Origin of the sequence: Mesorhizobium sp. M1C.F.Ca.ET.210.01.1.1 (assembly GCF_004791585.1) — a bacterium.
GTDB lineage: Bacteria > Pseudomonadota > Alphaproteobacteria > Rhizobiales > Rhizobiaceae > Mesorhizobium.
The window spans coordinates 1-25,367 of sequence record NZ_SRUU01000046.1 but is presented as its reverse complement, the minus strand read 5'-3'; the positions used below and the strand labels follow the sequence as shown (position 1 = coordinate 25,367).

The window sequence follows — 25,367 nt, the reverse complement described above, 5'->3', positions numbered from 1 at the left end:
CTCTTGTGGGAGAAGGAGAAGAAGCGCTACTCCACCGGCTTGTCCGCCGGGTATGGCGTTCTGACGAGGATCGCCATGCCGAGGCCGAGGAACAGGATGATCACCGCCATGCCGAGCCGGGCTGAATCGGTGGCCCAGCTGATCGTTGCCAGCAGGAATGGCGCGAGGAAACTCGTCGCCCGTCCGGACAGTGCGTAGATGCCGAAATAGCGGCCCGACTCGGCCGCCGTGACACTGCGCGCCATGTAGGAGCGCGACGAGGCTTGGACCGGCCCGAAGGCAAGGCCGACCAGCAGGCCGTAGAGAATGTAGGCCTTTTCGGCCGCGGTGCCGAACAGGCCATTGGAATCGGCCACCGGGAGCTGTATCAGGCCGAGCAGCGTGAAGCCGGGTCCCGTCGAGATGATCCCGGCGGTGGCCACGGTCAGCATCACCAGCGCGATCATCACCACGGCCTTGGAGCCGAGGGCGGTGTCGAGGCGGGCAGCGATCCAGCAGCCGAAGATGGCGACGACGTTGAGAATGATGCCGAACAAGCCGATCTCCGTGATCGACCAGTGGAACATCGCGGCGGCGAACACACCGCCCTGTGTAAGCAGCGCGTTGACACCGTCCTGATAGATCATGCGGGCGACAAGGAAGCGGAAGATACCGCCGCGCTTGCGCGCCTCTGCCAGCGTCGACTTCAGCTCCGACAGTCCCTCGCGCACCGCCGGCCCGATCGGGATGCCCTTGGCGGCGTCCGGGGTGAAGAAGAACATCGGCAGGATGAACAGAAAGTACCAGCCGGCCGACATCGGTCCAGTGGCGCGGGCATCTTCGCCGAGCTTCGGATCGAGCCCGAAAATCGGATCGAGGCCGATGACGGTTTTGCCGGTTTCCAGACTGCCGGCCATGAACAGAATGACAAAGATCAGCGCGATCATGCCGCCGAGATAGCCGAGGCCCCAGGCGATGTTGGAGATGCGCCCGATTTCGCTCTTCGGCACCAGCCGCGGCATCATCGAATCGTTGAACACGGTCGAGAACTCGGCAGCCACCGAGGCCAGCGAGAACAACAGCACGATCAGGAATACACTTGAACCGGGCGCGGCGAGCCAAAGCAGCGTGAGGCTGACTATCTTGATCGCCGCGAAGAAGGCGATCCACGGCTTGCGCGGCCCGGTCTGATCGGCGATCGAGCCGAGCACCGGGGAGAGCACGGCGATGACCAGCCCCGCCGCGGCGATGCCCCAGGCCCAGGCGGCCTGGCCCATGACGGGATCGCTGACCATGCGCGAGGCGAAGTAGGGCCCGAAGATGAAGGTGGTGACGACGGTGAAGAAGGGCTGCGCCGCCCAGTCGAAGAACATCCAGCCCCAGATGCCGCGCCCCGTTGCCCGCTGCAGTGTCTCTACCGCCATGCTGATTCCCCCGGCACCCGCTCCGCCCGCGACCCGCGCCATGTCTGCATGTTTCCGATGCTCATGCAAATGACAAGCGTCGCGTCGCCCCTCATTGTGCCTGGGTTCCTCGCCCCCACGGAGTGGGGGAGAGGTGGCTCGGCGAAGCCGAGACGGAGAAACGCGCCGGCCTATATTCGGGTTGATCGTTCAGGGAAGGTCTCCGCCCTGCGAAGGCCCCCTCTCCGGCCGCTTCGCGGCCACCTCTCCCCCGCTCTGGCGGGGCGAGGAACTCAGTAATGCCTACATCCCTGTCAGGTCGCTCATCAGCCCGGATGTCACCGAGAGCCGCGACACGGTGATCTCGCCGCCTTCGGTCAGCGCCTGCAGCCGCTCGCGGATGCGCGCGACGCGCTCGCCGCCGGCTTCGAGCCAGGCGGCGACGGGATCGGATGCATTGCCGTGGGCGGTCAGCGCCGCGACCGCGATGCCGCGCCTTGCGGCGCCGATCGTGTCCGTCGCGCGCGACAGCGCCAACTGGTCGTAATAGTCCGGCGGCATGATCGAGCGCGCGGCTTCCTCGACGCGCGGGATGCGGAAGGCGTCGCTGACGGCGAAGAAGGCCTTGGCCGCGCTGACGATGTCGGCGTTGGCCGTGCGCGCGGTGAGCGCGATGTCCGGGATCAGCTCACCCACCTCCGCGAGCGCCAGCTTCTCGGCCAGTTTCTCGGGCGCGCCGCCCTTGAACAGGCCATGCCGCCGCTCCTCGATCCGCTCGCGCGAGAAGGCCGGCAGCAGCGAGGTGAGCTTCGGCTCCAGCGCCTTGCGCGCCTCCTGCAGCTCGGCAATGCGCTGGCCGAGCGGTACCGAGTCCAGGTCGTTCTTCAGGAACCAGCCGCTTGTCACGAAGATGAGCCGGCTAACCGACTGGTAGAGATCGAGTTGCATCTGGCCGTCGATCAGGTTGTCGAGCGAGTCGATCTCGCGATAGAGCGAAGGCAGCGCGAAGCCGTCACGGACCACGGCGAAGGTGCGAACGACGTCGGCCGCGCTGCGCCCCGTGGCTTCCTGCAGGCGGTTGAAGAAGGACGGCCCGCCGCGATTGACCAGATCGTTGGCGACGACGCGCGCGATGATCTCGCGCCGCAGCCGGTGGTCGCGGATTTCGCCGGCGAATTTCTTCGCCATGCGCTCAGGGAAATAGCCCATCAGGTCACGGTCGAAATGCGGATCGTCCGGCACGTCGCTGGCGACGATGTCGGAGAACAGAACGATCTTGGCATAGGCAAGCAGCACGCCGAGTTCGGCCCTGGTCAGCGGCTCGCCGCGCGCCTCGCGCTCGGCAAGGGCCGCCGGAGAGGGCAGCGTCTCGACCGCGCGGTCGAGCAGGCCGCGCGCTTCCAGCGCCGTCATGAAACGCGCCTGATGCGCGATGTCGGCCAGCCCCCGCCTGCGCGCCAGCGAAAGCGCCAGCGTCTGCTGGTAGTTGTTGGAGAGCACCAGCCCGCCGACGTCCTCGGTCATCTCGGCGAGCAGCTTGTTGCGCGCCGGCCTCGCTAGCGAGCCTTTGCGCATGGCGGATGCCAGCGCGATCTTGATGTTGACCTCGACGTCGGAGCAGTTGACGCCGCCCGAATTGTCGATGGCGTCGGAATTGCAGCGGCCGCCATTCATGCCGAATTCGATGCGCGCCCGCTGCGTGACGCCGAGATTGGCGCCCTCGCCTATGACCTTGGCGCGCACCTCGAGCGCGGTGACGCGGATGGCGTCGTTGGCGCGGTCGCCGACGTCCTGGTTGGTTTCGCCTGAGCCCCGGACATAGGTGCCGATGCCGCCGAACCACAGAAGATCGACCGGCGCCTTGAGGATGGCGTTCATGATCTCGACCGGCGTCGCCGTGGTCTTGCCGAGACCGATCGCGGCCGCCGCCGCCGCCGGCAGCGTGATCGACTTCTGGCTGCGCGAGACGATGACGCCGCCTTCCGACAGTTTCGACTTGTCATAGTCCTGCCAGGACGAGCGCGGCAGCGCGAACATGCGCTGGCGCTCGGCCAGCGAGGCCGCCATGTCCGGATCGGGATCGATGAAGATATCGCGATGGTCGAAGGCGGCGATCAGCCTGGTCGCAGGCGACAACAGCATGCCGTTGCCGAACACGTCGCCCGACATGTCGCCGACGCCGACCACGGTGAAGGGCGAGGTCTGGATATCGCGGTTCATCTCGCGGAAATGCCGCTTCACCGCTTCCCACGCGCCCTTGGCGGTGATGCCCATCTTCTTGTGGTCGTAGCCGGCTGAGCCGCCGCTGGCAAAGGCGTCGTCGAGCCAGAAGCCGTGCTTTTCTGAAATGGCGTTGGCGGTGTCGGAGAACGTCGCCGTGCCCTTGTCGGCGGCGACGACGAAATAGGGATCGTCAGGATCACGCCGCACGACGCCGGCCGGCGGGACGACGCCGCCGACGCCGATATTGTCGGTGATCGAAAGCAGGCTGGAGACGAAATTCTTGTAGGCCGAGGTGCCGGCCTCGAAGATCGCGTCGCGAGTGCCGCCGACCGGCAGCCGCTTTGGATAGAAGCCGCCCTTGGCGCCGACCGGGACGATGACCGCGTTCTTGACCTGCTGCGCCTTGACGAGACCCAGCACCTCGGTGCGGTAGTCCTGGGCGCGGTCCGACCAGCGCAGGCCGCCGCGCGCGACCGGACCGAAGCGCAGATGCACGCCCTCGACCTCGGAGCCGTAGACGAAGATCTCGCGCCACGGCCGCGGCGCCGGCAGGCCGTCGACCGCCTGCGAGTCGAGCTTGATCGCCAGCGACTGCCCCTTCTCCTTCGTATCGGCGACGAAATGATTGGTGCGCAGCGAGGCTTCGATCAGGTTGAGATAGCGGCGGATGATGGTGTCGTCATCGATGTTGGGCACCTCTTCCAGCGCATCCTTGATCTTGGCCTTGAGGTGCTTGGCGGCGACCACGCCTTCGGTTTCGGCCTTCGGCCCGAGGCGCGCGACGAACAGCTGATGCAGGCCGCGCGCGATCTCGGGATAGCGGTTCAGCGCCGCGGCGATGAAATCCTGGCTCTGCGGAATGCCGGCCTGCTGCAGGTAGCGGCCATAGGTGCGCAGGATGGTGATCTCGCCCGACCACAGGCCGGCGGTCTGGGCGAGGCCGTTATAGCCGTCATTGTCGACATCGCCGCGCCACACCGACAGGAAGGCGTCCTCGAACAGTCCACCGCCGCCGGAAAGGTCGATCGGCTTGCCGTAACTGTTCTCCAGTTCCATGTCGTGGATGAAGACCATGCCGGAGGCGTCGTCGCCGACCTCGAAGGTGCGCTCGCTGATGACGCGGAATCCGATGTTCTCGAGCACCGGCACGCGCCGCGACAGCGCCACCGGCGTGCCATAGTGATAGATCTTGAGCGCCGCCTGGTGCGGTTTCTGATCGCCATGGCGGTAATAGTCGATGGCGATCGGGTTGTCGGCGTCGATCCTGGCGATGCGGCCGGCGTCGGCCAGCGCCACCGCCGGTGGGAAGGAGTCGCGATAGCTTTCCGAAAAGCGCGACGCGATGGAAGTCAACTTTGTATCCGCGCCGGTCTCTGCCGCTGTCTCCCTCAGTGCATCGTCCCAGGTGCGCACGATATCGCGGATCGCAGCCTCGATGGTGGCCTGCTCTATTTTCGGCGTCTTGCCGCCGGAGCGGCCAATGATGAAGTGGACGCGCGCCAGGCCGCCTTCGGGGAAGGCGGGATAATAGGCCGACAGTCTCCCTTCGAAAGCCGTCTTGAGATAGGCGCCGATCTTCTCGCGCACGACGCTGTCGTAGCGATCGCGCGGAACGAAGACGAGCACGGAGACGAAGCGGTCGAACTGATCGGCCCTCACCAGCGCCCTGACGCGCGGCCTTTCGACCAATCCCAATATGGCTTCGGCATGCTTGCGCAGGATCGGCACGGGAACCTGGAATAGCTCGTCGCGCGGATAGCTCTCCAACACGTTGATCAGTGCCTTGCCGGAGTGATCGCTGGGGTTGAAGCCGGATTTCGCGATGATGGTCTCGGCCTTCGAGCGCAGATAGGGGATCTTCATCACCGAGCGCGTGTAGGCGGTCGAGGTGAAAAGCCCGACGATGCGCAACTCGCCGGCGAGCGTGCCCTTGGCAGTGTAGGTCTTGATGCCGATGTAATCGAGATAGATGCGCCGGTGCACGGACGACTTGGCGTTCGCCTTGGTGACGATCAGTGGTTCCGGCCCGTGCAGGAAGGCGCGGATCTCCGGCGTCGTCGTCACCGCTTCCGTGCCGCGTCTCAGCACCAGCACGTCGGGATCGGACAGGATGCCGAGGCCCGGCTTGTTGGCGCGTTCAAGCGTGCCGCTTTTCTCGCTGCCGGTGTATTTGAATTCGCGCATGCCGAGGAAGGTGAAGTTGTCGTCGCGCAGCCACTCGAGGAAGGCGATCGCCTCGGTGACGCTGGCCTTGTCAAGCGGCACCGGCGCGTAGCGGAATTCATGGATCGCCTGGTCAAGGCGGGCCAGCATCGACTTCCAGTCGGTGACCGCGGAGCGCACTTGGGAAAGCAGCTTCTTCAATCGCCCGGCCAAAGCCCCGGCCGCGTCGGCTGAAAGACGTCCGATATGGACATGGATGACGCTCAGCCGGTCATGGCTGTCGTCGGCCCTGGTGAAACCGCCGTCGCCGAGGATTTCCTCGACGCCGCCCTTGCCGTGCCTGACGGTGATGACCGGATGCGTGACCAGCAGGGGCTCGCCGGCGCTGTCGGTGACCTCGCCGAGAACGGAATCGAACAGGAACGGCATGTTGTCGTTGACGACGGTGATCACCGTCACCGGCCGGCCCTCGCGCACGACGCCTGAGTCAACCTCTATCGCGACGACGCTGTCGCCCTTCTTGTGCTTGGCGACGGCGCGTCCGGCGAGATCCGCCGCGCGTGCGAGGTCGGCGACGTCATAGGCGGCGATGTCTTCGGCGGGTGCGCGGGCAAGCAGGTAGTCGGCGAGCTTGCCGGCTTTGTCACCGCCCTTGGCCGTGTCTTTTCTTGTCGCAACCGCCTTTTTTGACTGGCTTGCTGTTCTGAGGCTGGCCATGGCGTTAATTCCCTCCCGTCATATGCTTTTGCCGCTATGGTAGCAGATGAGCGCTGTTTGGCGACAAAGGTTTGACGACGTTTTAAGAAATTCGAACCGACGCCGTCGCCCGGCGAGGAGAACGATCATGACCGACAGGATTACCGCGCTGGACCTGGTCCAGGCGGAGCTCAGCGAGGCGACAAAAGCCTATTTCGCCAAATGCGAGGAGAAGCTCGGCCTCGTCCCCAACGTGCTTCTGGCCTACGCCTTCGACGAGAAGAAGCTGCGCGCCTTCACCGACATGTACAATGATCTGATGCTGGGCGATTCCGGCCTGTCGAAGCTGGAGCGCGAGATGATCGCGGTCGCCGTTTCCTCGATCAACCACTGCTATTACTGCCTGGCCGCGCATGGCGCGGCCGTGCGACAGCTTTCCGGCGACCCGGCGCTGGGCGAGATGATGGCGATGAACTTCCGCGCTGCCGACCTCACCCCTCGCCAGCGCGCCATGCTCGAATTCGCGGTCAAGCTGACGGAGGAACCGGCCAAGATCGTCGAGGCCGACCGCGCCGCCCTGCGCCAGGCCGGCTTCACCGACCGCGATATCTGGGACATCGCCTCGACCGCCGCCTTCTTCAACATGTCGAACCGGGTGGCGGCCGCCGTCGACATGCGCCCGAACGACGAATACCACGCCATGGCGCGGTGAGGCTCGCCAGCATTACATTAGCTACTTCGAATTTTTCATTGCCCGCCCCGCCGTTTGGGCCGATGATCAACGATTGCGGCCTAGCCGCATATCGCCCTGCGGCATGGCCGCATGCCGGTTCGATGCCGCCGACAAGGGAGGAAGAACATGGCAAAATATCTCTATGTCTATCACGGCTCCGGCAAGATGCCGACCGACGAGGCCGAACGAAAAGCGGCGATGGACGCCTGGACCGGCTGGTATGACAAGCTGGGCACCGCCGTCGTCGACGGCGGTAATCCCGTCGGTATGTCGAGAACGGTGCTGCCCGGCGGCGCGGTCGAGAACAATGGTGGCAGCAATCCGACCGCCGGCTATACGATCGTCGAGGCGAAGGACATCGACGATGCCGTCGCCAAGGCCAAGGGATGCCCGATCCTGACGAACCCGGCCTTCAGCGTCGAGATCGCGCCGATCATCGAGATGATGTAGCGCTCGGAAGCGCGTGGCGGCCGCCGCGGCACTCCGTGGCAAGGCGGGCAACGCACTGGCCTTGCCTGCCTGCCGCCTCGCAGGTAAAAGTGCCGTCGCGACATCCATTTCGAGCCAGATTTTGCCTCAGTAACCGCCGGTCTCGTCTACTCCCCGAAAACACCGCAGGCGCAGCCTTGGCGGCACCTGCATCATTTTCATGTGTTCTTCAGGCGGCGGTTTCGAGACCGGTTTGGCATTGCTGAGCCGCCGTCGCGCGCAGCCCGCCGACGCCTGATTTCTAACCAACACAGCCTTTTGCCACGCCGAGCCTGATGGGCATCTCGGACATCTCCGGCCTGACGGACTTCCCGACGGGAAGGGCCAACCGGCATGTCTGGACTGTTGCGTATCCGCTGGGCGATCGCGCCCCAAATCGCGCCTCGACCTCTCCTCAACTGCAATCGCTGCGGCGGCGTGATATCGATGCAGCGGCAAATTCCGCGTCAACGCCAACGGCAAGCGCATCGACGCCTGGCTGATCTATCGCTGCACGGGCTGCGACAATTCCTGGAATTTCACCATTTTTGAGCGCTGCAACCGCCGCGACATCGAACCGGCCCTGCTCACGGCATTCGAAAGCAACGATCCGGCGCTCGCGCAGCGCCATGCCTTCGATGCGGTGGCACTGCGAACCCGGAGCGGACAGATCGAGGAATTTCACGACGTCACGGTCCGAAAAGAGCCGTTGGACGGCCGACCGGAAGGCGCGACCGCGCTTTGGCTCGAGCTTCGGCTCGACGCCGCAACGCCCTTGCGGCTCGACCGCCTGCTTGCCGGCGAGCTCGGCATCTCGCGATCGAGGCTTCAAACCTGGCAGGAACGGCAGTTGCTGGCGATCGAGCCGGACGGCGCCAACGCGCTACGCAGGCCGGCGCGCGACGGCATGGCGGTCCGCATCGATCTTTCCGGCGAGGTCGATCGCAACGCCATCGCCTCGGCTGCTTGCGGCTGAAATGAAAAAGGGAGGGAGCACCGCTCCCTCCCTCGTTAGACCGCCGCGAGAAATTTATGCCGCGCCCATCACCTTGGCCGACTTCTCGAAGCGCTTGCGCTCGTTCGGGTCGAGATAGAGCTTCCGGAGCCGGATGGTCTTCGGCGTCACCTCGACCAGCTCGTCGTCCTGGATCCAGGCCAGCGCCCGCTCCAGCGTCATGCGCACCGGCGGCGTAAGCTTCACCGCCTCGTCCTTGCCGGCGGCGCGGATATTGGTGAGCTTCTTGCCCTTCAGGACGTTCACTTCGAGGTCGTTGTCGCGGGAGTGGATGCCGATGATCATGCCCTGATAGACCTTGACGCCCGGATCGATGATCATCGGGCCGCGGTCCTCCAGGTTCCACATCGCATAGGCGACCGACTCGCCCTGCTCGTTGGAGATCAGCACGCCGTTGGTGCGGCCGGGCAATTCACCCTTGTACGGCTCATAGGCATAAAACAGCCGGTTCATCACGGCGGTGCCGCGCGTGTCGGTCAACAGCTCCGACTGGTAGCCGATCAGGCCGCGGGTCGGGGCGTGGAAGACGAGACGCTGACGGTTGCCGCCGGAGGGGCGCAATTCCACCATCTCGGCCTTGCGCTCCGACATCTTCTGCACGACGACGCCTGCATGCTCCTCGTCGACGTCGATGACGACTTCCTCGACGGGTTCGAGCAGTTGGCCGTCTTCACCCTTCTGCATGACGACGCGCGGCCGCGACACGGCGATCTCGAAACCTTCGCGGCGCATCGTCTCGATCAGCACCGCAAGCTGCAATTCGCCGCGGCCGGAGACGAAGAAGGAGTCCTTCTCCGGCGATTCCTCGATCTTGAGCGCGACATTGCCTTCGGCCTCGCGCAGCAGGCGGTCGCGGATGACGCGGCTGGTCACCTTGTCGCCCTCGGTGCCGGCAAGCGGACTGTCGTTGACGAGGAAGGACATCGTCACGGTCGGCGGGTCGATCGGCTGCGCATGCAGCGGTTCGATCACGCTCGGATCGCAGAAGGTGTCGGCGACGGTGCCCTTCGACAGGCCGGCGATGGCGACGATATCGCCCGCCTGCGCTTCCTCGATCGGCTGGCGCTCGAGGCCGCGGAAGGCGAGGATTTTCGAGATACGTCCGGTCTCGATCTGAGTGCCGTCATGATGCAGCACCTTGACCGCCTGGTTCGGCTTCAGCGTGCCGGACTCGATGCGGCCGGTGATGATGCGGCCGAGGAACGGATTGGCTTCGAGGATGGTGCCGATCATGCGGAACGGGCCGGGATGCACCGTCGGCGCCGGCACGTGCGTGACGACCAGGTCGAACAGCGGCGCCAGGCCTTGGTCCTTCGGGCCCTCCGGGTCCTCCGACACCCAGCCGTCGCGGCCGGAGCCGTAGAGGATCGGGAAATCGAGCTGCTCGTCCGTGGCGTCGAGCGCGGCGAACAGGTCGAACACCTCGTTCACCACCTCGATGTGGCGGGCATCCGGCCGGTCGATCTTGTTGATGACGACGATTGGCCTGAGACCCACCTTGAGCGCCTTGCCGACGACGAACTTGGTCTGCGGCATCGGCCCTTCGGCGGCGTCGACGAGCACGATCGCCGAATCCACCATCGACAGGATGCGCTCGACCTCGCCGCCGAAATCGGCGTGTCCGGGCGTGTCGACGATGTTGATGCGGGTGCCCTTCCAGTCGACCGAGGTCGCCTTGGCCAGGATGGTGATGCCGCGTTCCTTTTCGAGGTCGTTGGAATCCATGGCGCGTTCGGCGACGCGCTGGTTGTCGCGGAAGGCGCCGGACTGTTTCAGGAGCTGGTCGACGAGCGTGGTTTTCCCATGGTCGACATGCGCGATGATCGCGATATTGCGGAGGTTCATTTGTCTGGTCTCGGGAGCGTTGCAGGCAGCAGGCCCAAAAGCGCCGCCTTTTTCGGTTGCGCGGCTCATACAAGGTTTTTCGCAATTGCGAAAGGGGAGGCCCCACCCCAAATACATGGTCACTGATTCTTAAACGTCTTGGTGTGAAATGATTCTGTTAACCAAGGCGGAACCTTTGAGGGGCCGGGCAGTTCGATGTTCATGACCGATCAGATGTCCAGATTGCGTCCGGTTTTGGCATGGGCAGCGCTTGGCGTGCTGCTTGCAGCGGGCGTGGCGCAGTCGGCGACGGCCCTCAGAGAAGCTGACCCGATCTCGCCGCTTGACGCCAGGACCGCGCAGCAGATGTTCGCCGACGCCCCCGACGGCGTCGACCCGATCGTCACCGGCCCTGTCAGCGCCGCCTTCAAGCAGCGGCAGAAGGCAGCCAGTTGCGACACGGCCGTCTGGCCGAACATCCCAGCGACCTGCTATCCGGACTGACGCTCTTCATCGCATTTCCGAATTAGTGCTGGACCGCCACAGCATGGATCTTTGACGCCGCTGCTGGCCTAGGGTGTGTTGAGATTCAGGTCAGGCCAAGCCGAGAACGGTGGTTTTCGAGAACCGGAGCGGAGCGTACTTAAAGTACGTGAGCACCGGAAGCGCAGGAAACCATCGTTCGCAGGCCGGCATCACCTGAATATCAACGCAGCCTAAGCCGACCGCACCGGGTCGAGCGTCACCTTGTAGAGCTCGTTGTCGTCGCGATCCATCAGCCGCACGGTGAGCTGCTCGGTGGCGCCGGAAATGTCGACCAGCCCGAAGAACTGCAGGCCGGCGGACGGCGGCAGGTTCTGGCCTTGCTCGGCAGTCGGCGCCTTGATGAACTTCAGCTCGGGCCCGAAGGTCATGTCGAGATCGTTGGGACCAAACGTGCCGGCGTGGATCGGGCCGGAGACGAACTCCCAGAACGGATTGAAATCCTGGAACTGCGCCTTGTCCGGATTGTAGTAGTGCGCCGCCGTGTAGTGGACGTCGGCGGTCAGCCACACCGTGTTGGTGATGCCGGCGTTCTTGATGTAGCGCAGCAGATCGGCGAATTCGAGCTCGCGGCCCTTCGGCGCGCCATTGTCGCCGTTGCTGACCGCCTCGGCGCCGGCCTTCTTGGCCGCATCGTTCCATACGACCAGGCCGAGCGGCATGTCGGCGGCGATGATCTTCCATGTCGCCTTGGAGTTCGCCAGCTCCCGCTTCAGCCACTGCGTCTGCTGCTCGCCGAGCATGCGCGACTTCGGCGTCAGCGTTTCCTCCATGTCCGGGCCGTTCGGGCCGCGATAGGAGCGCAAGTCGAGGAAGAACACGTCGAGCAGCGGCCCATGGGCGATCTTGCGATAGACGCGGCCGGGCTCCGACGGTTCGTAGCGGATGGTCGTCATCTCGTGGAAGGCGCGCGCCGCGCGGGCCGCCAGCACGTGGATGGACTTTTCCGCGTAGCGGTTGTCGGCGGTCAGGTCCTTTGAATCCGACCAGTTGTTCAGCACCTCATGGTCGTCCCACTGATAGAAGGTCGGGCAGATGGCGGCGAGGCCGAGCACATGCTTGTCCAACATGTTGTATTTCCACTGGTCGCGGTACTCGTCGAGCGTCTCGGCGACCTTGCGCTTGCCGTCGATCATGACGACGTTCTTCCACTTTCCGCCGCCGGGAAGGTCGACCTCGTCCTTCATGGCGCCGTCGGCATAGATGGTATCGCCGGAATGCAGGAAGAAGTCCGGCGTGTGCTTGGCGATGGTGGAATAGGTCTTCATGCCGGTTTCGTCGATGCCCCATCCCTGGCCGGCGGTGTCGCCCGACCAGGCGAAGCGCACGTCGCGCTTCGAGGCCGGCGCGGTGCGGAAGCGGCCGACGATCGGCTCCGAGACGGCGTTGATGTCGGAAAGGTCGGCAGCGGTCATGCGGTAGAAGATGTCCTGGTCGGAGGCGAGGTCGGTGACCAGCCGCTTCACCGTGTAGTCGCTGGCCGGCGAGGTATCGAGCGCAGCCAGTCGCGTCGCGTCAGTGAAGCTTTCGGTCGTCGACACTTCGTACATCACGCGTGCCGGGCGATCGGTGCGGGTCCAGACCATGCCGGAGGTAGCGTCGACATCGCCGGACTGCACGCCATGAGTGAAGGCCGGGCGCTGATTGGCGCGAGAATAGTAGGGCAGCGCAAGACCGGAGGCGCCGACAAGGCCAAAGGCGCTGGCTGAGGTGACGAAAGCGCGGCGGGTCAACGAGAGCTTGTTCATGGCTGTCTCCGGATGGCGTTGAACGGGACCGCCAAGCTCTCGCCTCAATGTTTCAGGCGCATATCGGAACCATGAAGTTTTTCTGACAACCAACAGGCGGGTAAGCCTGGCAACGAAGGCCAGCCTGAGTGTCAGGCCGCCTTTTGAAGTTCCAATTTTGCAACCGTCCGCGGAGGTGTGTCGAGATTCAGGTCAGGCCGAGCCGAAAATGGCGGTCTCCGAGAACCGGAGCGGAGCCTACCTAACGTACGTGAGCACCGGAAGCGTGGGAGACCGCCGTTTGCAGGCCGGCCTCACCTGAATATCGGCACGCCTCAGGCCGCCTGCGGCTCCGGCTCGAACGCCGGCCGGCTGGTGTTGATCAAGAGCGAGATACACGCCGCTGCGATGCCCGTCATGCCTGCGATCAGGAACGCCAATTCGTAGTTGCCCTGCAGTTCCCGCATCGTGCCGCCGAAGGCGGCCGCCGCCGCCGCGCCCACCTGGTGGCCGGCGACGATCCAGCCGAACACGATCGGCCCGCTGCGGTCGCCGAAGGCTTCGTTGGCGAGCCGCAGCGTCGGCGGCACGGTGGCGATCCAGTCGAGGCCATAGAGCACGGCGAAGATGATCAGGCTGACCGCCGAGAAGCCGGAATAGGGCAGGTAGATCAGCGACAGGCCGCGCACCGCATAGTAGACGCCGAGCAACTTGCGCGGGTCGAAGCGGTCGGTGAGCCAGCCCGACAGCGTGGTGCCGATCAGGTCGAATATGCCCATTAGCGACAACAGGCCCGCCGCCTGCACCTCGCCGATCCCCATGTCGCCGCAAAAGGAGATGAGATGCGTGCCGACCAGCCCGTTGGTGGTGAAGCCGCAGATGAAGAAGGTGGCGAACAGATACCAGAACACGCGCGTGCCGGCGGCCCGGCGCAGCGTGTTGAGTGTATGTGCCAGGAAATTGCCTTGCGAGGCCGGCGGCACGTCGTCGGCGTCGGCGCCGTAACGCACCTGGCCGATCGAGGCCGGGCGCTCCGGCACCAGCAGATAGACCAATGGCACCAGGGCGGCGGTGGCGATCGCGATGGCGATGGCGACCGGCTTCCAGCCGCCCGCCTGCGCCAGCGAGGCGAGCAGCGGCAGGAACACCAGCAGGCCGGTGGCGCTCGAGGCGGACATCAGCCCCATCACCAGGCCGCGATTGGTCTTGAACCAGCGATTGACGATTGTTGCGCCGAGCACGGTCGCGACCGCACCCGAGCCGATGCCGGAAAACACGCCCCATGTGATCAGTAGATGCCATAGGCTGAGCGCCGTCGACCCCGACATCACCAGCAGTGATACAAGCAGCGTGCGGCGCAAGCCGATCCGCTCCATAAGCGCCGCGGCGAACGGCCCGGTCATACCATAGAGAAAGATGCCGACGGCGGCGGCCAGCGAGACGACGTCGCGGCGCCAGCCGAAGCTCTCTTCCAGAGGCAGCATCATGACGGAGGGCGCGGAGCGCAACCCGGCGGCGATCAGCAGGCAGAGGAAAATGACGGCAACGACGACGAAGGCGTAGCGCTGGCCAAACGGGCGGGACTGAGCTATCATGTTACTGACCGGTACGTTGCAATTGGATGTCGCCATACATACGTACCGGTCAGTAACATTGTCAAGCGAGTTTGTTGGATGCCACCGGACAATAAAATTGAAGCGTCGATCAACGAGGCTCCCGCCGCGTCGACGCCCAAGGCCGCCGACAAGATCCTCGACGTGGCACGGGACCTGTTCTATCGCGAAGGCATCCGTGCGATCGGCGTCGACGAGATCGTCAAGCGCGCCGGCGTCACCAAGCCCAGCCTCTACCGTACCTTCCCGTCCAAGGACGAGCTCGCCGCCTCTTATCTGCGCAAGTATGACCTCGAGTTCTGGGAGCGCTTCGACGAGGCCGTCGAGGCGCATCCGGGCAATCCGCGCGCCCAGATCATCGCGTTCCTCACCCGGGTCGGCAAGCGCACGCAGAAGCCGGACTATCGCGGCTGCGGCATGACCAATGCCGCGGTCGAATATCCGGAGCACGGCCATCCGGCGCGCGTCGTCAGCGAGAACAACAAGCAGGAATTGCGCCGGCGCCTGCGCGCCATGGCGGCGGCGATGGGCGCGGCGGATTCCGACACGCTCGGCGACGGCCTGCTGCTCCTCATCGAGGGCGCCTATATCAGCGGCCAATTGTTCGGCCTCGGCGGGCCTGCGGCATCGGTCGCCCGCAATGCCGACCTGCTGATCGAAGCCAGCTTGAAGAAATAAGACTTTCGAACGCCGGCGCTGCCCAATCTCAATCCCGACGCAGCTAGGCCGGTCGGAAATTTGACGCTACGCTCGGGCGACCTTCACTGGAGATGCCCCGGCATGCGTGCGCTTCTGATCCCTCTTGGCCTTGTCGCTTTGTGCTCGGCAGCGCATGCCGGCGATATTTCCAGCGCCTACACCGATCTCGACTGGAAGAAGGACTGCGTGACTTACGCGCAGGCCGAAGAAGGCGACGGCGACTGGGCGAGCCTCGCCTGTTCGGGCTATCGCGGCTATCCGGTGCTGGTCGGCTACGACGACGCGCGCGAGTCCGTCTACTACGGCTTTCCCTCCGACGACATGACCGCGGTGTGGGAGAGCTTTTCCGCCTTCAACTCCTCTGGAGCCAAGGTCGAGTGGCGCATCGAGACAAAAGGCGACGTCGCCATCCCCTTCGCAGCCATCCACCGCCGCTCGGTGAGCAATCCCGAAAACGAGAACAAGCCGACCGAAGTGCTGGTCGTCGCCAAGGTCGCCCAGCCGGAGAAGCATGAGGGCTGCACCATTGGCCTGGTGCTCGCCACCGGCAACGCCCAGGCCAACGATCAGGCGCGCAAGCTTGCCGATGAAAAGGCGAAGGGTTTTGCCTGCGGCAAGGACAAGCGCGAGGTGATCGGCGAGGTGCCGGAGTTTGGCCGGGTGGATAATTAGGCTGCATTCGCGAGTGTAGGGCTGCAACGCCTCTCGCATTCGTCATCCCAGGGCGAGCCAGGAGCGGAGCGCCGTCGCGGAGACCCTGGGATGACGAGGCCGAGGGCTCCGCCCTACTTTGCCGCCTTCGCCCGCTCGATCGCCTCGACGATCATCTTCTTGGCGTATTTGGAATCGTGCCAGCCCTCGATCTTGACCCATTTGCCGGGCTCGAGATCCTTGTAGTGCTCGAAGAAGTGCTGCACCTGCTGGCGCGTGATTTCCGGCAGGTGCGTGTATTCGGTGACATTCTCGTAGCGCAGCGTCAGCTTGGGCGACGGAACCGCGATCACCTTCTCGTCCTGGCCGGCATTGTCTTCCATGATCAGCACGCCGATGGGGCGCACATTGATGACGCAGCCCGGCACCAGCGCGCGCGTGTTGCAGACCAGGACGTCGATCGGATCGCCGTCGCCGGACAGCGTGTGCGGCACGAAGCCATAATTGCCGGGATAACGCATCGAGGTGTGCAGGAAGCGGTCGACGAACAGCGTGCCGGCCTCCTTGTCCATCTCGTATTTGATCGGCTCGCCGCCGATCGGCACCTCGATGATGACGTTGATGTCGTCAGGCGGGTTCTTTCCGGTGGGCACGGCTTCGATACGCATAGCTCAAATCCCTCTCGATCTTTGTCAGACCGATAGCGGGACACGCGTCATGGTGCAATGCGGCGAATGGTGCTGAACGCTAATGGAAGCGCACACTTTGTGATGGGTTGTAATGCATGTCGCCCCAAAAGTGCGCAGCGGTTTTGGGAGAACGACATGCATCGAGGCAGAAACTTGCAAGTGCGTCGCAGCGCGACGCGCTTTGGCCGCGCCCATCATTCCCAGACGAAGGCAACCTTCTTCAGCGCCTTCTGCTCGAAGACCTCGACGCCCTCGGCGACGTCGCGGCCGCCATTGCCGGCATAGAAGGCCAGAGCATTGTGGTTGTCTTCCAGCGCCCATACCACCAGGCCCCTGAGGCCGTGATCGGCCAGGCGCGTCCGCGCCGCCTCGAAGAGCCGGCTGCCCAGCCCGATGCCCTGGTACTCCGGCCGCAGGTAAAGCTCATAGATCTCGCCCTGTTGCCTGAGCTCGCGGGCGCGGTTCTTGCCGATCGTGGCATAGCCGGCGATCGTGCCGCCGATCTCGACCACCAGCACGGTGGCCGCGCGGCGAATCGCGTTCGCCCACCAGTCGGGGCCGCGGCGATTGATCATGGCCGTCAGCGTGCGGTGCGGGATGATGCCGCAATAGGCGCCGCGCCAAGCTTCCTGATGCACTTCCGCGATGGCGGTCGCGTCGCGAGGGTCGGCTTTGCGGATGTCGATCGTCAGCGTGTTCATGATTTGTTAACCATAGACCCGCTTCGCCCGATTGCAAAGAGTCCGCTCCGCCGCATCCGCGCTTTCGCACAAGGAGAAGACACGCTGGTGAGACCAGGTAGAGCCGGCCTGGAAACGCGCTCCGCCGAGGCGGATGACGTGATTTTCGAGACCCGAAGCGCAGCGGACATTGGAGCGCCGCGCGTCCACGGACGCGCAAAGGACGCTCCAACATTTTTTGAGTGGCGCATGATCCTTTCGGGAAACCGATATCGGTTCCGGGGTCATGCGCCGGGTCTGTGGGCATCGGAAGCGCGGAAGACCGCGTCAGGCGTCCAGCGAAGCAGGGTTTACAGGCCGGCTCTCAGATTTCGACGAGGTGATCGTCCAGTTCGTTGGTGTCGCCGGCGGTGACGGGGAAATGCTCGGCGAGCACCGCGCCGACTGATTCGATCGCACGAACAAAACCGTCGGCGAGCCGGTCTTCGCCGGCATGCCGGGTCAATTCCCCCACCATGCCGTCCCAGACATCCTGGCCGACCTTGGCATCGATGCCGCTGTCGGCGACGATTTCGGCATAGCGCTCGGCGATCGAGACGAAGACCAGCACGCCGGTGCGCGCGCTCGTGCGGTGGACGTTGCGGGCCAGGAACTGCTTCATCGCATTGGCGTGCGCCGCCTGGTAGCGCAGCCGGCGCGGCACCAGGTGGATGCGCAGCCCGGGCAGTATCCACAACAGCACCAGCAGGCAGCCCAGCGCCAGAAGCTGGGCCAGCACGAAATGCGGCAGACGGATGGTCAGCCACCAGGCCTCCAGCCCATAGGCAACGGCGAGGCCGACGATAAGGGTGGCGAAAGCCGCGATCGAGGCCGCAGGGAAGAAATAGCCGTCGCTGGCATGCGCGACGACGCAGTAGATTTCGCCGTCGGTCTTCTGCTCGGCGGCGCGGATCGCGTCGGCGATGCGGTTGTGGTCCTGCGGGCTGATCGGTCGCGTTGCCATCATCTGCTACCAGCTTCCAGAAGAGCCGCCGCCGCCCGACGAGCCGCCACCGCCGGAGAATCCGCCGCCACCACCGCCGCCCGAGGACCAGCCGCCGCCTGAGCTGCCCGACGACCAGCCGCCGCCGGATGATCGCCGGCCCGGTTCGAAAGTCATGCCCAGCCAGCGGTAGCGGCCGGGGCCGATCTTCTGGCCGAAGATCGGCGGCAGGATGGAGGCAGCAAGGCTGCCGACCAGGATGATGATCCAGATCGTGATGAAGATCGTGAAGAACAGGTCGTCGGAGTTGAACGGGGCTTGCTCGTTGCGCTTGCCGCGTGCCTCCAGCTCCTCCGGATTGCCCTCCAGCACCATGATCATGTCGTCGACGGCCTTGCTTATGCCGCCGGAGAAGTCGCCGGCGCGGAAGGCCGGCACCATGTCGTTCTCGATGATCAGCTTGGTGTGCAGGTCGGTCAGCGTGCCTTCGAGCCCGTAGCCGACCTCGATGCGCATCCTGCGGTCGTTCGGCGCCACCAGGAGAAGAACGCCGTTGTTCTCCTTGGCCTGGCCGAGCTTCCAGAAACGGAACAGCCGGTTGGCGTAAGGCTCGATCTCCTCGCCGCCGAGGCTGGGGATGGTGGCGACGACGATCTGGTCCGAGCCTTTCGTCTCGAAGTCGGCGAGCTTCTGCGTCAGCGCCGCGCGCGTGCCGGCATCGATGATGCCGGCATTGTCGACCACGCGTCCGGTAAGCGCCGGGAGATCGGCGGCGAGGGCGGCGAGTGGGAGGAGGAAGGTGAGAGTGAGCAAGAAGCCAATGAATGCGTTCGTGCGCACCCCCCTCTGGCCTGCCGGCCATCTCCCCCGCAAGGGGGGAGATCGGATGTCATCTACCCTTTCGCCGATTTTCGGCGTCTGAAGGAGATGGCCGGCAAAGAAGCTGCCAATCTCCCCCCTTGCGGGGGAGATGGCCGGCAGGCCAGAGGGGGGTGTGACGGAGCTCAAGGCTGACAGGCTCGCTGGATTCACCCGCCCTGCTTCGTGCTCGTGCCAAAGTCCACCTTCGGCACCTGCATCTTGTCTTCCTCGACTGTGAAGTTCGCGAAAGGCTCGTTGCCGCGGAACCAGAAGGTCGCCCACAGCACCGACGGGAAGGTCTTCAGCGTCAGATTGTAATCCCTGACTGCCTGGATGTAGTCGCGGCGCGCCACCGCGATGCGGTTTTCAGTGCCTTCGAGCTGCGCCTGCAGGGCAAGAAAATTCTGGTTGGCCTTGAGGTCGGGATAGGCCTCCGAAACCGCGATCAGCCGCGACAGGGCGCCCGTCAGCCCGGCCTGGGCATCCTGGAATTTCTTCAACGCTTCCGGGTCCTTCAGCGTTTCGGGCGTCACCGTGATCTGGGTTGCCTTGGCGCGCGCCTGGACGACGGCGTCGAGCGTGTCCTTCTCATGCGAGGCATAGCCTTTCACCGTTTCGACCAGGTTCGGGATCAGGTCGGAGCGGCGCTGGTATTGGTTGAGCACCTCGCTCCAGGCCGCCCTGGCATTCTCCTCGGCCGTCGGGATGGTGTTGTAGCCGCAGCCGGCAAGCAGCGGCAGCACGAAAGCCATCATCAGCAAGGCGGGCAAGTTGCGGAGGGCGGAGGGTAGGGGAAGGCGCTGGGCAAACATGATTGCTCCCTCGGGTCAAAGTTGCGTGCGAAGCAATAGCACAATCTGCGCGCAAGAAAATGACCCGGTCGTGGCGGCGCCCCGATCCGGCCGCGGCCCCTGTGAATACACGCTCGAACAGGCTAAGCTCCGGGCAGGAAAGGACATTTGCCATGGCCGAGCGCCGGGACGACGAAAACGAATCGCGCCGTATCCTCGAGCGCATCGAGCGTGAGACGGCGCCGGGCGGCGCCTCCTTCATCGCCCGCGCCGCGAAGGGTGCGCGCGACCGCGTGACCGCCGCGGACGCCGACCGCTCCGACCCGATCGAATATTGGGGCACCCGCATTGGCCGAACGCTCGGCCTCATCATCGCCATTGGGCTGTTGGCCTGGCTGGTGTATGTCGCCACGCGGGGTGGCTAGGAACGGATTTCCATGAACGCAGAGAAAACCGACGCGCCGCGTGCGGTCATCGTCATCTCCAGCCATGTCGCCCGCGGCTCGGTCGGCAACCGCGCCGCGGTCTTCGCGCTGGAGACGCTGGGCTTTCCGGTCTGGGCGGTGCCCACCGTCATCCTGCCCTGGCACCCCGGCCACAGCCGCGCCACGCGCATCGTGCCGCCGCTCGACCAGTTCAAGGCGCTGATGGCCGATCTCGAGCGCGCACCGTGGCTGGGCGAGGTTCGAGCCGTGCTCTCGGGCTATCTCGGCGAGCCAGGCCAGGCAGAGGCCGTCGCCTCGCTGGTCGCAGCCGTCAAGGCCAGGACACCCGGCGCCCTTTATGTCTGCGATCCGGTGATGGGCGATTCGGGCGGGCTCTACGTGCCGGAGCCGACGGCCGTCGCCTTGCGTGACAGGCTGATGCCGATCGCCGACATCGCCACGCCCAACCGCTATGAGCTCGAATGGATGGCCGGCGCGCCGCTGCCCGACATCAAATCGGTGACGGCGGCAGCACTTCATGCCGGGCCTTCGACCATGCTGGTGACCTCGGCGCCGTCCTCGATGACAGGCGGCACCGGCAATTTCCTGCTCGACGGCAGCCAGGCGCTGCTTGCCGAGCATCGCATGATCGACAAGCCGCCGAACGGGCTGGGCGACCTGACGGCCGCCGTCTATCTCGCCCGCATCCTCGCCGGCCAGCCGCCGGCAAAGGCGCTGCAGTCGACCACGGCCGCCGTCTACGAGATCCTGGCCCGCACCGCCAAACGCGGCGGCGACGAGCTGCAGCTCGAAACCGACGCGCAGAGCCTGTCGCATCCGATGGCCATGGTGCAGCTTCGCCATCTCCTCCATCCCGGGCGGGACAAGCGGGCGTGACGCGCGGCGCGCTGGCCGGGGTCGACGGCTGCAAGGCCGGCTGGATCGCCGTCCATCGCGAAGCCGGCGCAGTGCCTTCAGTAGCGCTATTCCCGAGTTTCCAGGCGCTGCTCGATGCCCTGCCAGACGCCACGATCGCCGTCGACATGCCGATCGGCCTGCCGGATTTTTCCAGCCGAGGCGGGCGCGGGCCGGAAGCGCTGGTGCGGCCGCTGCTCGGAGCACGGCAATCCAGCGTCTTTGCCATACCATCGCGCGCCGCGCTCTACGCCGACACCAGCGACTTCACCACGGTCGGGGCCTGGTATGCCGCGCATCGGCGGGCGAGCGAGATCGCGAAGGCCACCTCGGATCCGCCGCGCGGTGTTTCCATCCAGGCCTTCGGCATCTTCGCCAAGATCCGCGAGATCGATCAGCTTCTGATCGCCCGACCGGATCTGCGCGGCCGCGTCTTCGAATCGCACCCCGAGGTCGCCTTCTGCCGGCTGAACGGCGGCATTGCGATGATGCTGCCGAAGAAGGTCAAGGGCGCCGTCAACCCTGCCGGCATGGAAGAGCGCAAGGCGCTGCTCCGCCGGCATGGCTACGACAAGGGCTTTCTCGACCAAGCGCCGCCGAGGGGCGCCGCCAGCGACGACTTCCTCGACGCGGCGGCCATGATGTTGATCGCCGGACGGATCGTCAGCGGCGAGGCACGGCCTTCCCCTGATCCGCCCTTGGCCGACCGTTTCGGCATCCAGGTTGCCATCTGGGCTTGAGGCAAAATCGGCTGCGCAGCTTTTGGCGGCATCGCGATTGCGACGGGGCCATCCGCAATTCGGCATTGCCCGCGACCGGCTTTTGCCGTTAGAGCCTTTTTTCGATCGCAACGAGCTGCCGTCTCCAACCCCGGAAAGGCTCCAGCCGCCAATGCCTCACCTCCCCGAGCATCTCCTCGCCGGCTATCGCAACTTCATGAGCGGTCGCTATCCCGCCGAGAGCGGACGCTACCGCTCGCTGGCGCGCGAGGGCCAGGCGCCCGAAACGATGATCGTCGCCTGCTGCGATTCCCGCTCGGCCCCGGAAGCGATCTTCGATGCCGGACCCGGCGAGCTTTTCGTGCTGCGCAATGTCGGCAATCTGGTGCCGCCCTATGAGCCGGACGGCGAGTTCCACTCGACCTCGGCCGCCCTGGAGTTTGCCGTGCAGAGCCTGAAGGTCAAGAACATCGTGGTCATGGGGCACGGCCGCTGCGGCGGCATCCGCGCCGCGCTCGACACCAATTCGGCGCCGCTGTCGCCCGGCGATTTCATCGGCAAATGGATGAGCCTGATCGCACCGGCGGCGGAGACGGTGGCGGCAAGCACCTTGATGACGGCGACGGAGCGGCAGACCGCGCTGGAGCGCATCTCGATCCGCTATTCGATCGCCAATCTCCGGACCTTCCCCTGCGTCTCGATCCTCGAAGGCAAGGGAAGGCTCTCCCTGCACGGCGCCTGGTTCGACATATCGACGGGCGAGCTTTGGGTGATGAACAAGGAGACTGGGGATTTCGAGCGACCGGAGCTGTGACGCCGGAGCCGGGGAGAGGCTGATGGACCGGATCTGGTGGAAGTTCTTGCTTGCGGCGGCGCTGCTGCTGTCCGCGATCGTCCACGCCAGCGCCGACGACAGCGCCATCATCGACCGCTGGTATTCGGCGCTCCTGGTCGCCGACCGCACCGAATTGTCGGACCTGCTCGCCGACGACGTGCGCATGAAGCTCGACGACGTCGGCGTCGTCCAGGACAAGCAGGAATTCCTCGAATCGATCGACGAATGGCAGGGCGCGGTCGCCGGCGCCACCATCCGCCACCGCATCGAGAAGAGCGAGAACGGCGAGACCACTGTGCTCGCCTGCTACGACTTCCCCGAAAACGACACGCTGATGCGCGAGACCTTCACCGTCGTCGGCGGCCGCATCACCGCCAGCACCCAGACCGCGATCGCGCAGGACTGCAGCGACTACTGAAATCTCCATGTTGCGCGGTGGCAGGCACCGCCCTACATCGGAAGCACCCGCCGCCATCCAGCCCACCGGAATTGTCCTTGTCCTCTTCAAATACCGTCGACCTCGCCACCCATCCGTTGACTGTCTGGCAAGGGCCGCTTGGCCTGCCGGATTTCTCCCGCATCGGTGACGGCGATTTCGGCCCGGTCTTCGACGTGGCGCTGCAGGCGCATCAGGCCGAGATCGACGCGATTGCCGGCAACGGCGAAACGCCGACCGTCGACAACACGCTGGCCGCCCTGGAGCTCGCCGGCGAGCCGCTCGACCATGTCTCGTCGATTTTCTGGTGCCGCGCCGGCGCCCACACCAACGAGGATATCCAGGCGCTTGAGCGCGAGATCTCGCCGAAGATGTCCAGGCATTTCTCGGCGATCTCGATGAACGAGAAGCTGTTTGCCCGCATCGACGACCTTTACCAGCGCCGCGAGAGCCTGAACCTCGATCCCGAAACGCTGCGCGTGCTGGAAAGGACCTGGAAAGGCTTTGTCCGCTCCGGTGCCAAGCTCGATGCCGAAGGCAAGAAGCGGCTCGCGGCCATCAATGAGGAGCTTTCCTCGCTCGGCACAAAATTCGGCCAGAACGTGCTTGCCGACGAGCGCGATTGGGCGCTGTTCCTCGACGAGGCCGATCTCGTCGGCCTGCCCGATTTTCTGAAGAGCGCAATGGCCGAGGCCGCCGAGATGCGCGGCCAGAAGGGCCGCTATGCGGTCACGCTGTCGCGCTCGATCTACGAGCCGTTCTCGACGTTTTCCGAACGCCGCGACCTGCGCGAGACGGCCTTCCGCGCCTTCACCATGCGCGGCCAGAACGGGGGCGCTTCCGACAACACGTCGGTCGTTCGGGACATGCTGAAGCTGCGCGCCGAGAAAGCGAGGCTGCTGGGGTATGAGTCCTTCGCGGCGCTCAAGCTTGACGACACCATGGCCAAGACTCCGAAAGCCGTGCATGACCTGCTCGATCCGGTCTGGGAAAAGGCGTTGGAAAAAGCTGCCGCCGACCAGAAGGAGCTGGAGCGGCTGGCAACCGAAGCCGGCAGCAATGAGAAATTCGCCGCCTGGGACTGGCGCTTCTACCAGGAGAAGCTGCGCGCCGAGAAATTCGCTTTCGATGAGGCCGAGCTGAAGCCTTACCTGCAGCTCGAGCGCGTCATCGAGGCCTGCTTCGACGTCGCCACAAGACTGTTCGGCATCACCTTCGAGGAGAAGAAGGGCATTGCGGTGTGGCATCCCGATGCCCGCGCGTTCGTGGTCAAGAACGCCGACGGCAGCGAGCGCGGCCTGTTTTTAGCCGACTATTTCGCGCGGCCCTCCAAGCGCTCGGGCGCCTGGATGAGCGCGCTGAAATCCGGCTACAAGCTTGGGCATGGCGCCAAGCCTGTCATTTACAACATCATGAACTTCGCCAAGCCGCCGGCCGGCGAGGCAGCGCTTCTGTCGGTCGATGAGGCCAAGACCCTGTTCCACGAATTCGGCCATGCGCTGCACGGCATGCTGACCGACGTCACATGGCCGTCTGTCTCCGGCACATCTGTCAGCCGCGATTTCGTCGAGCTGCCCTCGCAGCTCTACGAGCACTGGCTGACGGTGCCGGCGGTGCTGGAAAAGCACGCGCTGCACGTCAAGACCGGCAAGCCGATGCCGAAGGACCTGCTCGACAAGATGCTTGCCGCCCGCACCTTCGGCGCCGGCTTCGCCACCGTCGAGTTCACCGCGTCGGCGCTGATCGACATGGCCTATCACGCGCGGCCGGACGCGCCGGGCGAGCCGCTTCGTTTCGAGGCCGAAACGCTCGACAGGCTGCATATGCCCGACACCATCGCCATGCGCCACCGCACGCCGCATTTCGGCCATGTCTTTTCCGGCGACGGCTATTCAGCCGGCTATTACTCCTACATGTGGTCGGAAGTGCTCGACGCCGACGCCTTTTCGGCCTTCGAGGAAACCGGCGATCCCTTCAATCCGGCGCTGGCCGAGCGGCTGAAGAAGAACATCTACGCCGCCGGCGGCTCGAAGGATCCCGAAGAGCTCTACACCGCCTTCCGCGGCAAGATGCCGTCGCCCGATGCGATGATGGTGAAGCGCGGGCTGGTGTAGCGCGCCCTTCCCTTCTCCCCTTGTGGGAGAAGGTGGATCGGCGCGCAGTGCCGAGACGGATGAGCGACTATCTGAGGTGTCAAGTTGCATTTGCGAACTCGCTGCGCGCGTCGCGTGCTTTTGCATTGAGAATGACGAGCAGCTTGCGGGCGAGCGCGATACGGATGACCATTTTCTCCTTGC

The 25,367-nt window shown here is 64.9% G+C and carries 21 protein-coding genes and 2 pseudogenes; 12 read left to right on the top strand and 11 right to left on the bottom strand.

Annotation, left to right across the window (positions count from 1 at the left end):
- Positions 1 to 26: 26 nt before the first annotated feature.
- Positions 27 to 1,403 (bottom strand): MFS transporter, encoded by a 1,377-nt coding sequence (locus tag EN853_RS30625; RefSeq protein WP_127862736.1) that lies wholly within the window; start codon positions 1,401 to 1,403, stop codon positions 27 to 29.
- A 282-nt stretch (positions 1,404 to 1,685) separates the two neighbouring features.
- A complete protein-coding gene (locus EN853_RS30620) occupies positions 1,686 to 6,485 on the bottom strand; it encodes an NAD-glutamate dehydrogenase (RefSeq protein WP_127862735.1) in 4,800 nt (1,599 codons plus the stop codon).
- Between the two features lie 127 nt (positions 6,486 to 6,612).
- Between EN853_RS30620 and EN853_RS30615 the strand changes: the two genes are divergently transcribed.
- From EN853_RS30615 to EN853_RS30605, 3 genes and pseudogenes are all read left to right on the top strand, one after another.
- Positions 6,613 to 7,176, top strand: a complete 564-nt coding sequence (locus EN853_RS30615) for a peroxidase-related enzyme (RefSeq protein WP_127862734.1) — start codon at positions 6,613 to 6,615, stop codon at positions 7,174 to 7,176.
- A 147-nt stretch (positions 7,177 to 7,323) separates the two neighbouring features.
- On the top strand, positions 7,324 to 7,647 hold the full coding sequence (locus tag EN853_RS30610) for a hypothetical protein (protein WP_245517241.1): 324 nt from the start codon (positions 7,324 to 7,326) through the stop codon (positions 7,645 to 7,647).
- 372 nt (positions 7,648 to 8,019) lie between these two features.
- Positions 8,020 to 8,641, top strand: a pseudogene (locus tag EN853_RS30605) (DUF1062 domain-containing protein).
- A gap of 54 nt (positions 8,642 to 8,695) precedes the next feature.
- Here the strand turns inward: EN853_RS30605 and typA are convergent.
- Positions 8,696 to 10,525 (bottom strand): translational GTPase TypA, encoded by a 1,830-nt coding sequence (typA, locus tag EN853_RS30600; protein WP_127862732.1) that lies wholly within the window; start codon positions 10,523 to 10,525, stop codon positions 8,696 to 8,698.
- A gap of 213 nt (positions 10,526 to 10,738) precedes the next feature.
- On the opposite strand from typA, the gene EN853_RS30595 reads away from it, so the two are divergent.
- Positions 10,739 to 11,008, top strand: a complete 270-nt coding sequence (locus tag EN853_RS30595) for a hypothetical protein (protein ID WP_245517240.1) — start codon at positions 10,739 to 10,741, stop codon at positions 11,006 to 11,008.
- A 212-nt stretch (positions 11,009 to 11,220) separates the two neighbouring features.
- Here the strand turns inward: EN853_RS30595 and EN853_RS30590 are convergent, their stop codons facing one another.
- On the bottom strand, positions 11,221 to 12,795 hold the full coding sequence (locus EN853_RS30590) for an alkaline phosphatase (protein ID WP_127862731.1): 1,575 nt from the start codon (positions 12,793 to 12,795) through the stop codon (positions 11,221 to 11,223).
- A 314-nt stretch (positions 12,796 to 13,109) separates the two neighbouring features.
- Complete coding sequence (locus EN853_RS30585; RefSeq protein ID WP_127862730.1) at positions 13,110 to 14,369, bottom strand: MFS transporter; 1,260 nt, start codon at positions 14,367 to 14,369, stop codon at positions 13,110 to 13,112.
- A 78-nt stretch (positions 14,370 to 14,447) separates the two neighbouring features.
- Between EN853_RS30585 and EN853_RS30580 the strand changes: the two genes are divergently transcribed.
- Both EN853_RS30580 and EN853_RS30575 read left to right on the top strand, forming a co-directional pair.
- A complete protein-coding gene (locus EN853_RS30580; protein ID WP_127862729.1) occupies positions 14,448 to 15,065 on the top strand; it encodes a TetR/AcrR family transcriptional regulator in 618 nt (205 codons plus the stop codon).
- 102 nt (positions 15,066 to 15,167) lie between these two features.
- Complete coding sequence (locus EN853_RS30575) at positions 15,168 to 15,758, top strand: hypothetical protein (protein ID WP_127862728.1); 591 nt, start codon at positions 15,168 to 15,170, stop codon at positions 15,756 to 15,758.
- A 113-nt stretch (positions 15,759 to 15,871) separates the two neighbouring features.
- On the opposite strand, the gene ppa is transcribed toward EN853_RS30575, so the two are convergent.
- The 5 genes from ppa to EN853_RS30545 form a co-directional block, all read right to left on the bottom strand.
- Positions 15,872 to 16,405, bottom strand: a complete 534-nt coding sequence (ppa, locus tag EN853_RS30570) for an inorganic diphosphatase (RefSeq protein ID WP_127862727.1) — start codon at positions 16,403 to 16,405, stop codon at positions 15,872 to 15,874.
- Between the two features lie 215 nt (positions 16,406 to 16,620).
- Positions 16,621 to 17,127, bottom strand: a complete 507-nt coding sequence (locus EN853_RS30565; RefSeq protein WP_127862726.1) for a GNAT family N-acetyltransferase — start codon at positions 17,125 to 17,127, stop codon at positions 16,621 to 16,623.
- A gap of 343 nt (positions 17,128 to 17,470) precedes the next feature.
- Positions 17,471 to 18,109 carry a TPM domain-containing protein gene (locus EN853_RS30560; RefSeq protein WP_127862742.1) on the bottom strand — a complete coding sequence of 213 codons (639 nt, stop codon included), beginning with the start codon at positions 18,107 to 18,109 and terminating at the stop codon, positions 17,471 to 17,473.
- A 6-nt stretch (positions 18,110 to 18,115) separates the two neighbouring features.
- On the bottom strand, positions 18,116 to 18,928 hold the full coding sequence (locus EN853_RS30555) for a YgcG family protein (RefSeq protein ID WP_189343926.1): 813 nt from the start codon (positions 18,926 to 18,928) through the stop codon (positions 18,116 to 18,118).
- A gap of 188 nt (positions 18,929 to 19,116) precedes the next feature.
- Entirely contained in the window at positions 19,117 to 19,761 is a 645-nt protein-coding gene (locus tag EN853_RS30545; RefSeq protein WP_127862724.1) for a LemA family protein, read from the bottom strand.
- Positions 19,762 to 19,913: 152 nt separating this feature from the next.
- Here EN853_RS30545 and EN853_RS30540 point away from each other — a divergent pair, with 152 nt between their 5' ends.
- From EN853_RS30540 to EN853_RS30515, 6 genes are all read left to right on the top strand, one after another.
- On the top strand, positions 19,914 to 20,165 hold the full coding sequence (locus EN853_RS30540; RefSeq protein WP_127862723.1) for a hypothetical protein: 252 nt from the start codon (positions 19,914 to 19,916) through the stop codon (positions 20,163 to 20,165).
- Between the two features lie 12 nt (positions 20,166 to 20,177).
- Positions 20,178 to 21,062 (top strand): pyridoxal kinase PdxY, encoded by an 885-nt coding sequence (gene pdxY / locus EN853_RS30535; RefSeq protein WP_127862722.1) that lies wholly within the window; start codon positions 20,178 to 20,180, stop codon positions 21,060 to 21,062.
- Entirely contained in the window at positions 21,059 to 21,820 is a 762-nt protein-coding gene (locus EN853_RS30530; protein ID WP_127862721.1) for a DUF429 domain-containing protein, read from the top strand. Before pdxY ends, EN853_RS30530 begins: the two co-directional genes overlap by 4 nt.
- A 151-nt stretch (positions 21,821 to 21,971) precedes the next feature.
- The gene (locus tag EN853_RS30525; RefSeq protein WP_127862720.1) at positions 21,972 to 22,613 is read left to right on the top strand and encodes a carbonic anhydrase; all 642 of its coding nucleotides are present in this window, start codon (positions 21,972 to 21,974) and stop codon (positions 22,611 to 22,613) included.
- 22 nt (positions 22,614 to 22,635) lie between these two features.
- Positions 22,636 to 23,052 carry a nuclear transport factor 2 family protein gene (locus tag EN853_RS30520; RefSeq protein ID WP_127862719.1) on the top strand — a complete coding sequence of 139 codons (417 nt, stop codon included), beginning with the start codon at positions 22,636 to 22,638 and terminating at the stop codon, positions 23,050 to 23,052.
- Positions 23,053 to 23,129: 77 nt separating this feature from the next.
- Positions 23,130 to 25,184: a M3 family metallopeptidase gene (locus EN853_RS30515; protein ID WP_127862718.1), complete on the top strand. Its 2,055-nt coding sequence runs from the start codon at positions 23,130 to 23,132 to the stop codon at positions 25,182 to 25,184.
- Between the two features lie 79 nt (positions 25,185 to 25,263).
- Here the strand turns inward: EN853_RS30515 and EN853_RS35380 are convergent.
- Positions 25,264 to 25,367, bottom strand: a pseudogene (locus tag EN853_RS35380) (IS110 family transposase); the annotation flags it as partial.

What these genes read in the sequence shown, in the direction of transcription:
- EN853_RS30625 (WP_127862736.1), bottom strand. Translation starts at nt 1,403, where the DNA reads ATGGCGGTAGAGACACTGCAGCGGGCAACGGGGCGCGGCATCTGGGGC.
- EN853_RS30620 (WP_127862735.1), bottom strand. Translation starts at nt 6,485, where the DNA reads ATGGCCAGCCTCAGAACAGCAAGCCAGTCAAAAAAGGCGGTTGCGACA.
- EN853_RS30615 (WP_127862734.1), top strand. Translation starts at nt 6,613, where the DNA reads ATGACCGACAGGATTACCGCGCTGGACCTGGTCCAGGCGGAGCTCAGC.
- EN853_RS30610 (WP_245517241.1), top strand. Translation starts at nt 7,324, where the DNA reads ATGGCAAAATATCTCTATGTCTATCACGGCTCCGGCAAGATGCCGACC.
- typA (WP_127862732.1), bottom strand. Translation starts at nt 10,525, where the DNA reads ATGAACCTCCGCAATATCGCGATCATCGCGCATGTCGACCATGGGAAA.
- EN853_RS30595 (WP_245517240.1), top strand. Translation starts at nt 10,739, where the DNA reads ATGTCCAGATTGCGTCCGGTTTTGGCATGGGCAGCGCTTGGCGTGCTG.
- EN853_RS30590 (WP_127862731.1), bottom strand. Translation starts at nt 12,795, where the DNA reads ATGAACAAGCTCTCGTTGACCCGCCGCGCTTTCGTCACCTCAGCCAGC.
- EN853_RS30585 (WP_127862730.1), bottom strand. Translation starts at nt 14,369, where the DNA reads ATGATAGCTCAGTCCCGCCCGTTTGGCCAGCGCTACGCCTTCGTCGTC.
- EN853_RS30580 (WP_127862729.1), top strand. Translation starts at nt 14,448, where the DNA reads ATGCCACCGGACAATAAAATTGAAGCGTCGATCAACGAGGCTCCCGCC.
- EN853_RS30575 (WP_127862728.1), top strand. Translation starts at nt 15,168, where the DNA reads ATGCGTGCGCTTCTGATCCCTCTTGGCCTTGTCGCTTTGTGCTCGGCA.
- ppa (WP_127862727.1), bottom strand. Translation starts at nt 16,405, where the DNA reads ATGCGTATCGAAGCCGTGCCCACCGGAAAGAACCCGCCTGACGACATC.
- EN853_RS30565 (WP_127862726.1), bottom strand. Translation starts at nt 17,127, where the DNA reads ATGAACACGCTGACGATCGACATCCGCAAAGCCGACCCTCGCGACGCG.
- EN853_RS30560 (WP_127862742.1), bottom strand. Translation starts at nt 18,109, where the DNA reads ATGGCAACGCGACCGATCAGCCCGCAGGACCACAACCGCATCGCCGAC.
- EN853_RS30545 (WP_127862724.1), bottom strand. Translation starts at nt 19,761, where the DNA reads ATGTTTGCCCAGCGCCTTCCCCTACCCTCCGCCCTCCGCAACTTGCCC.
- EN853_RS30540 (WP_127862723.1), top strand. Translation starts at nt 19,914, where the DNA reads ATGGCCGAGCGCCGGGACGACGAAAACGAATCGCGCCGTATCCTCGAG.
- pdxY (WP_127862722.1), top strand. Translation starts at nt 20,178, where the DNA reads ATGAACGCAGAGAAAACCGACGCGCCGCGTGCGGTCATCGTCATCTCC.
- EN853_RS30525 (WP_127862720.1), top strand. Translation starts at nt 21,972, where the DNA reads ATGCCTCACCTCCCCGAGCATCTCCTCGCCGGCTATCGCAACTTCATG.
- EN853_RS30520 (WP_127862719.1), top strand. Translation starts at nt 22,636, where the DNA reads ATGGACCGGATCTGGTGGAAGTTCTTGCTTGCGGCGGCGCTGCTGCTG.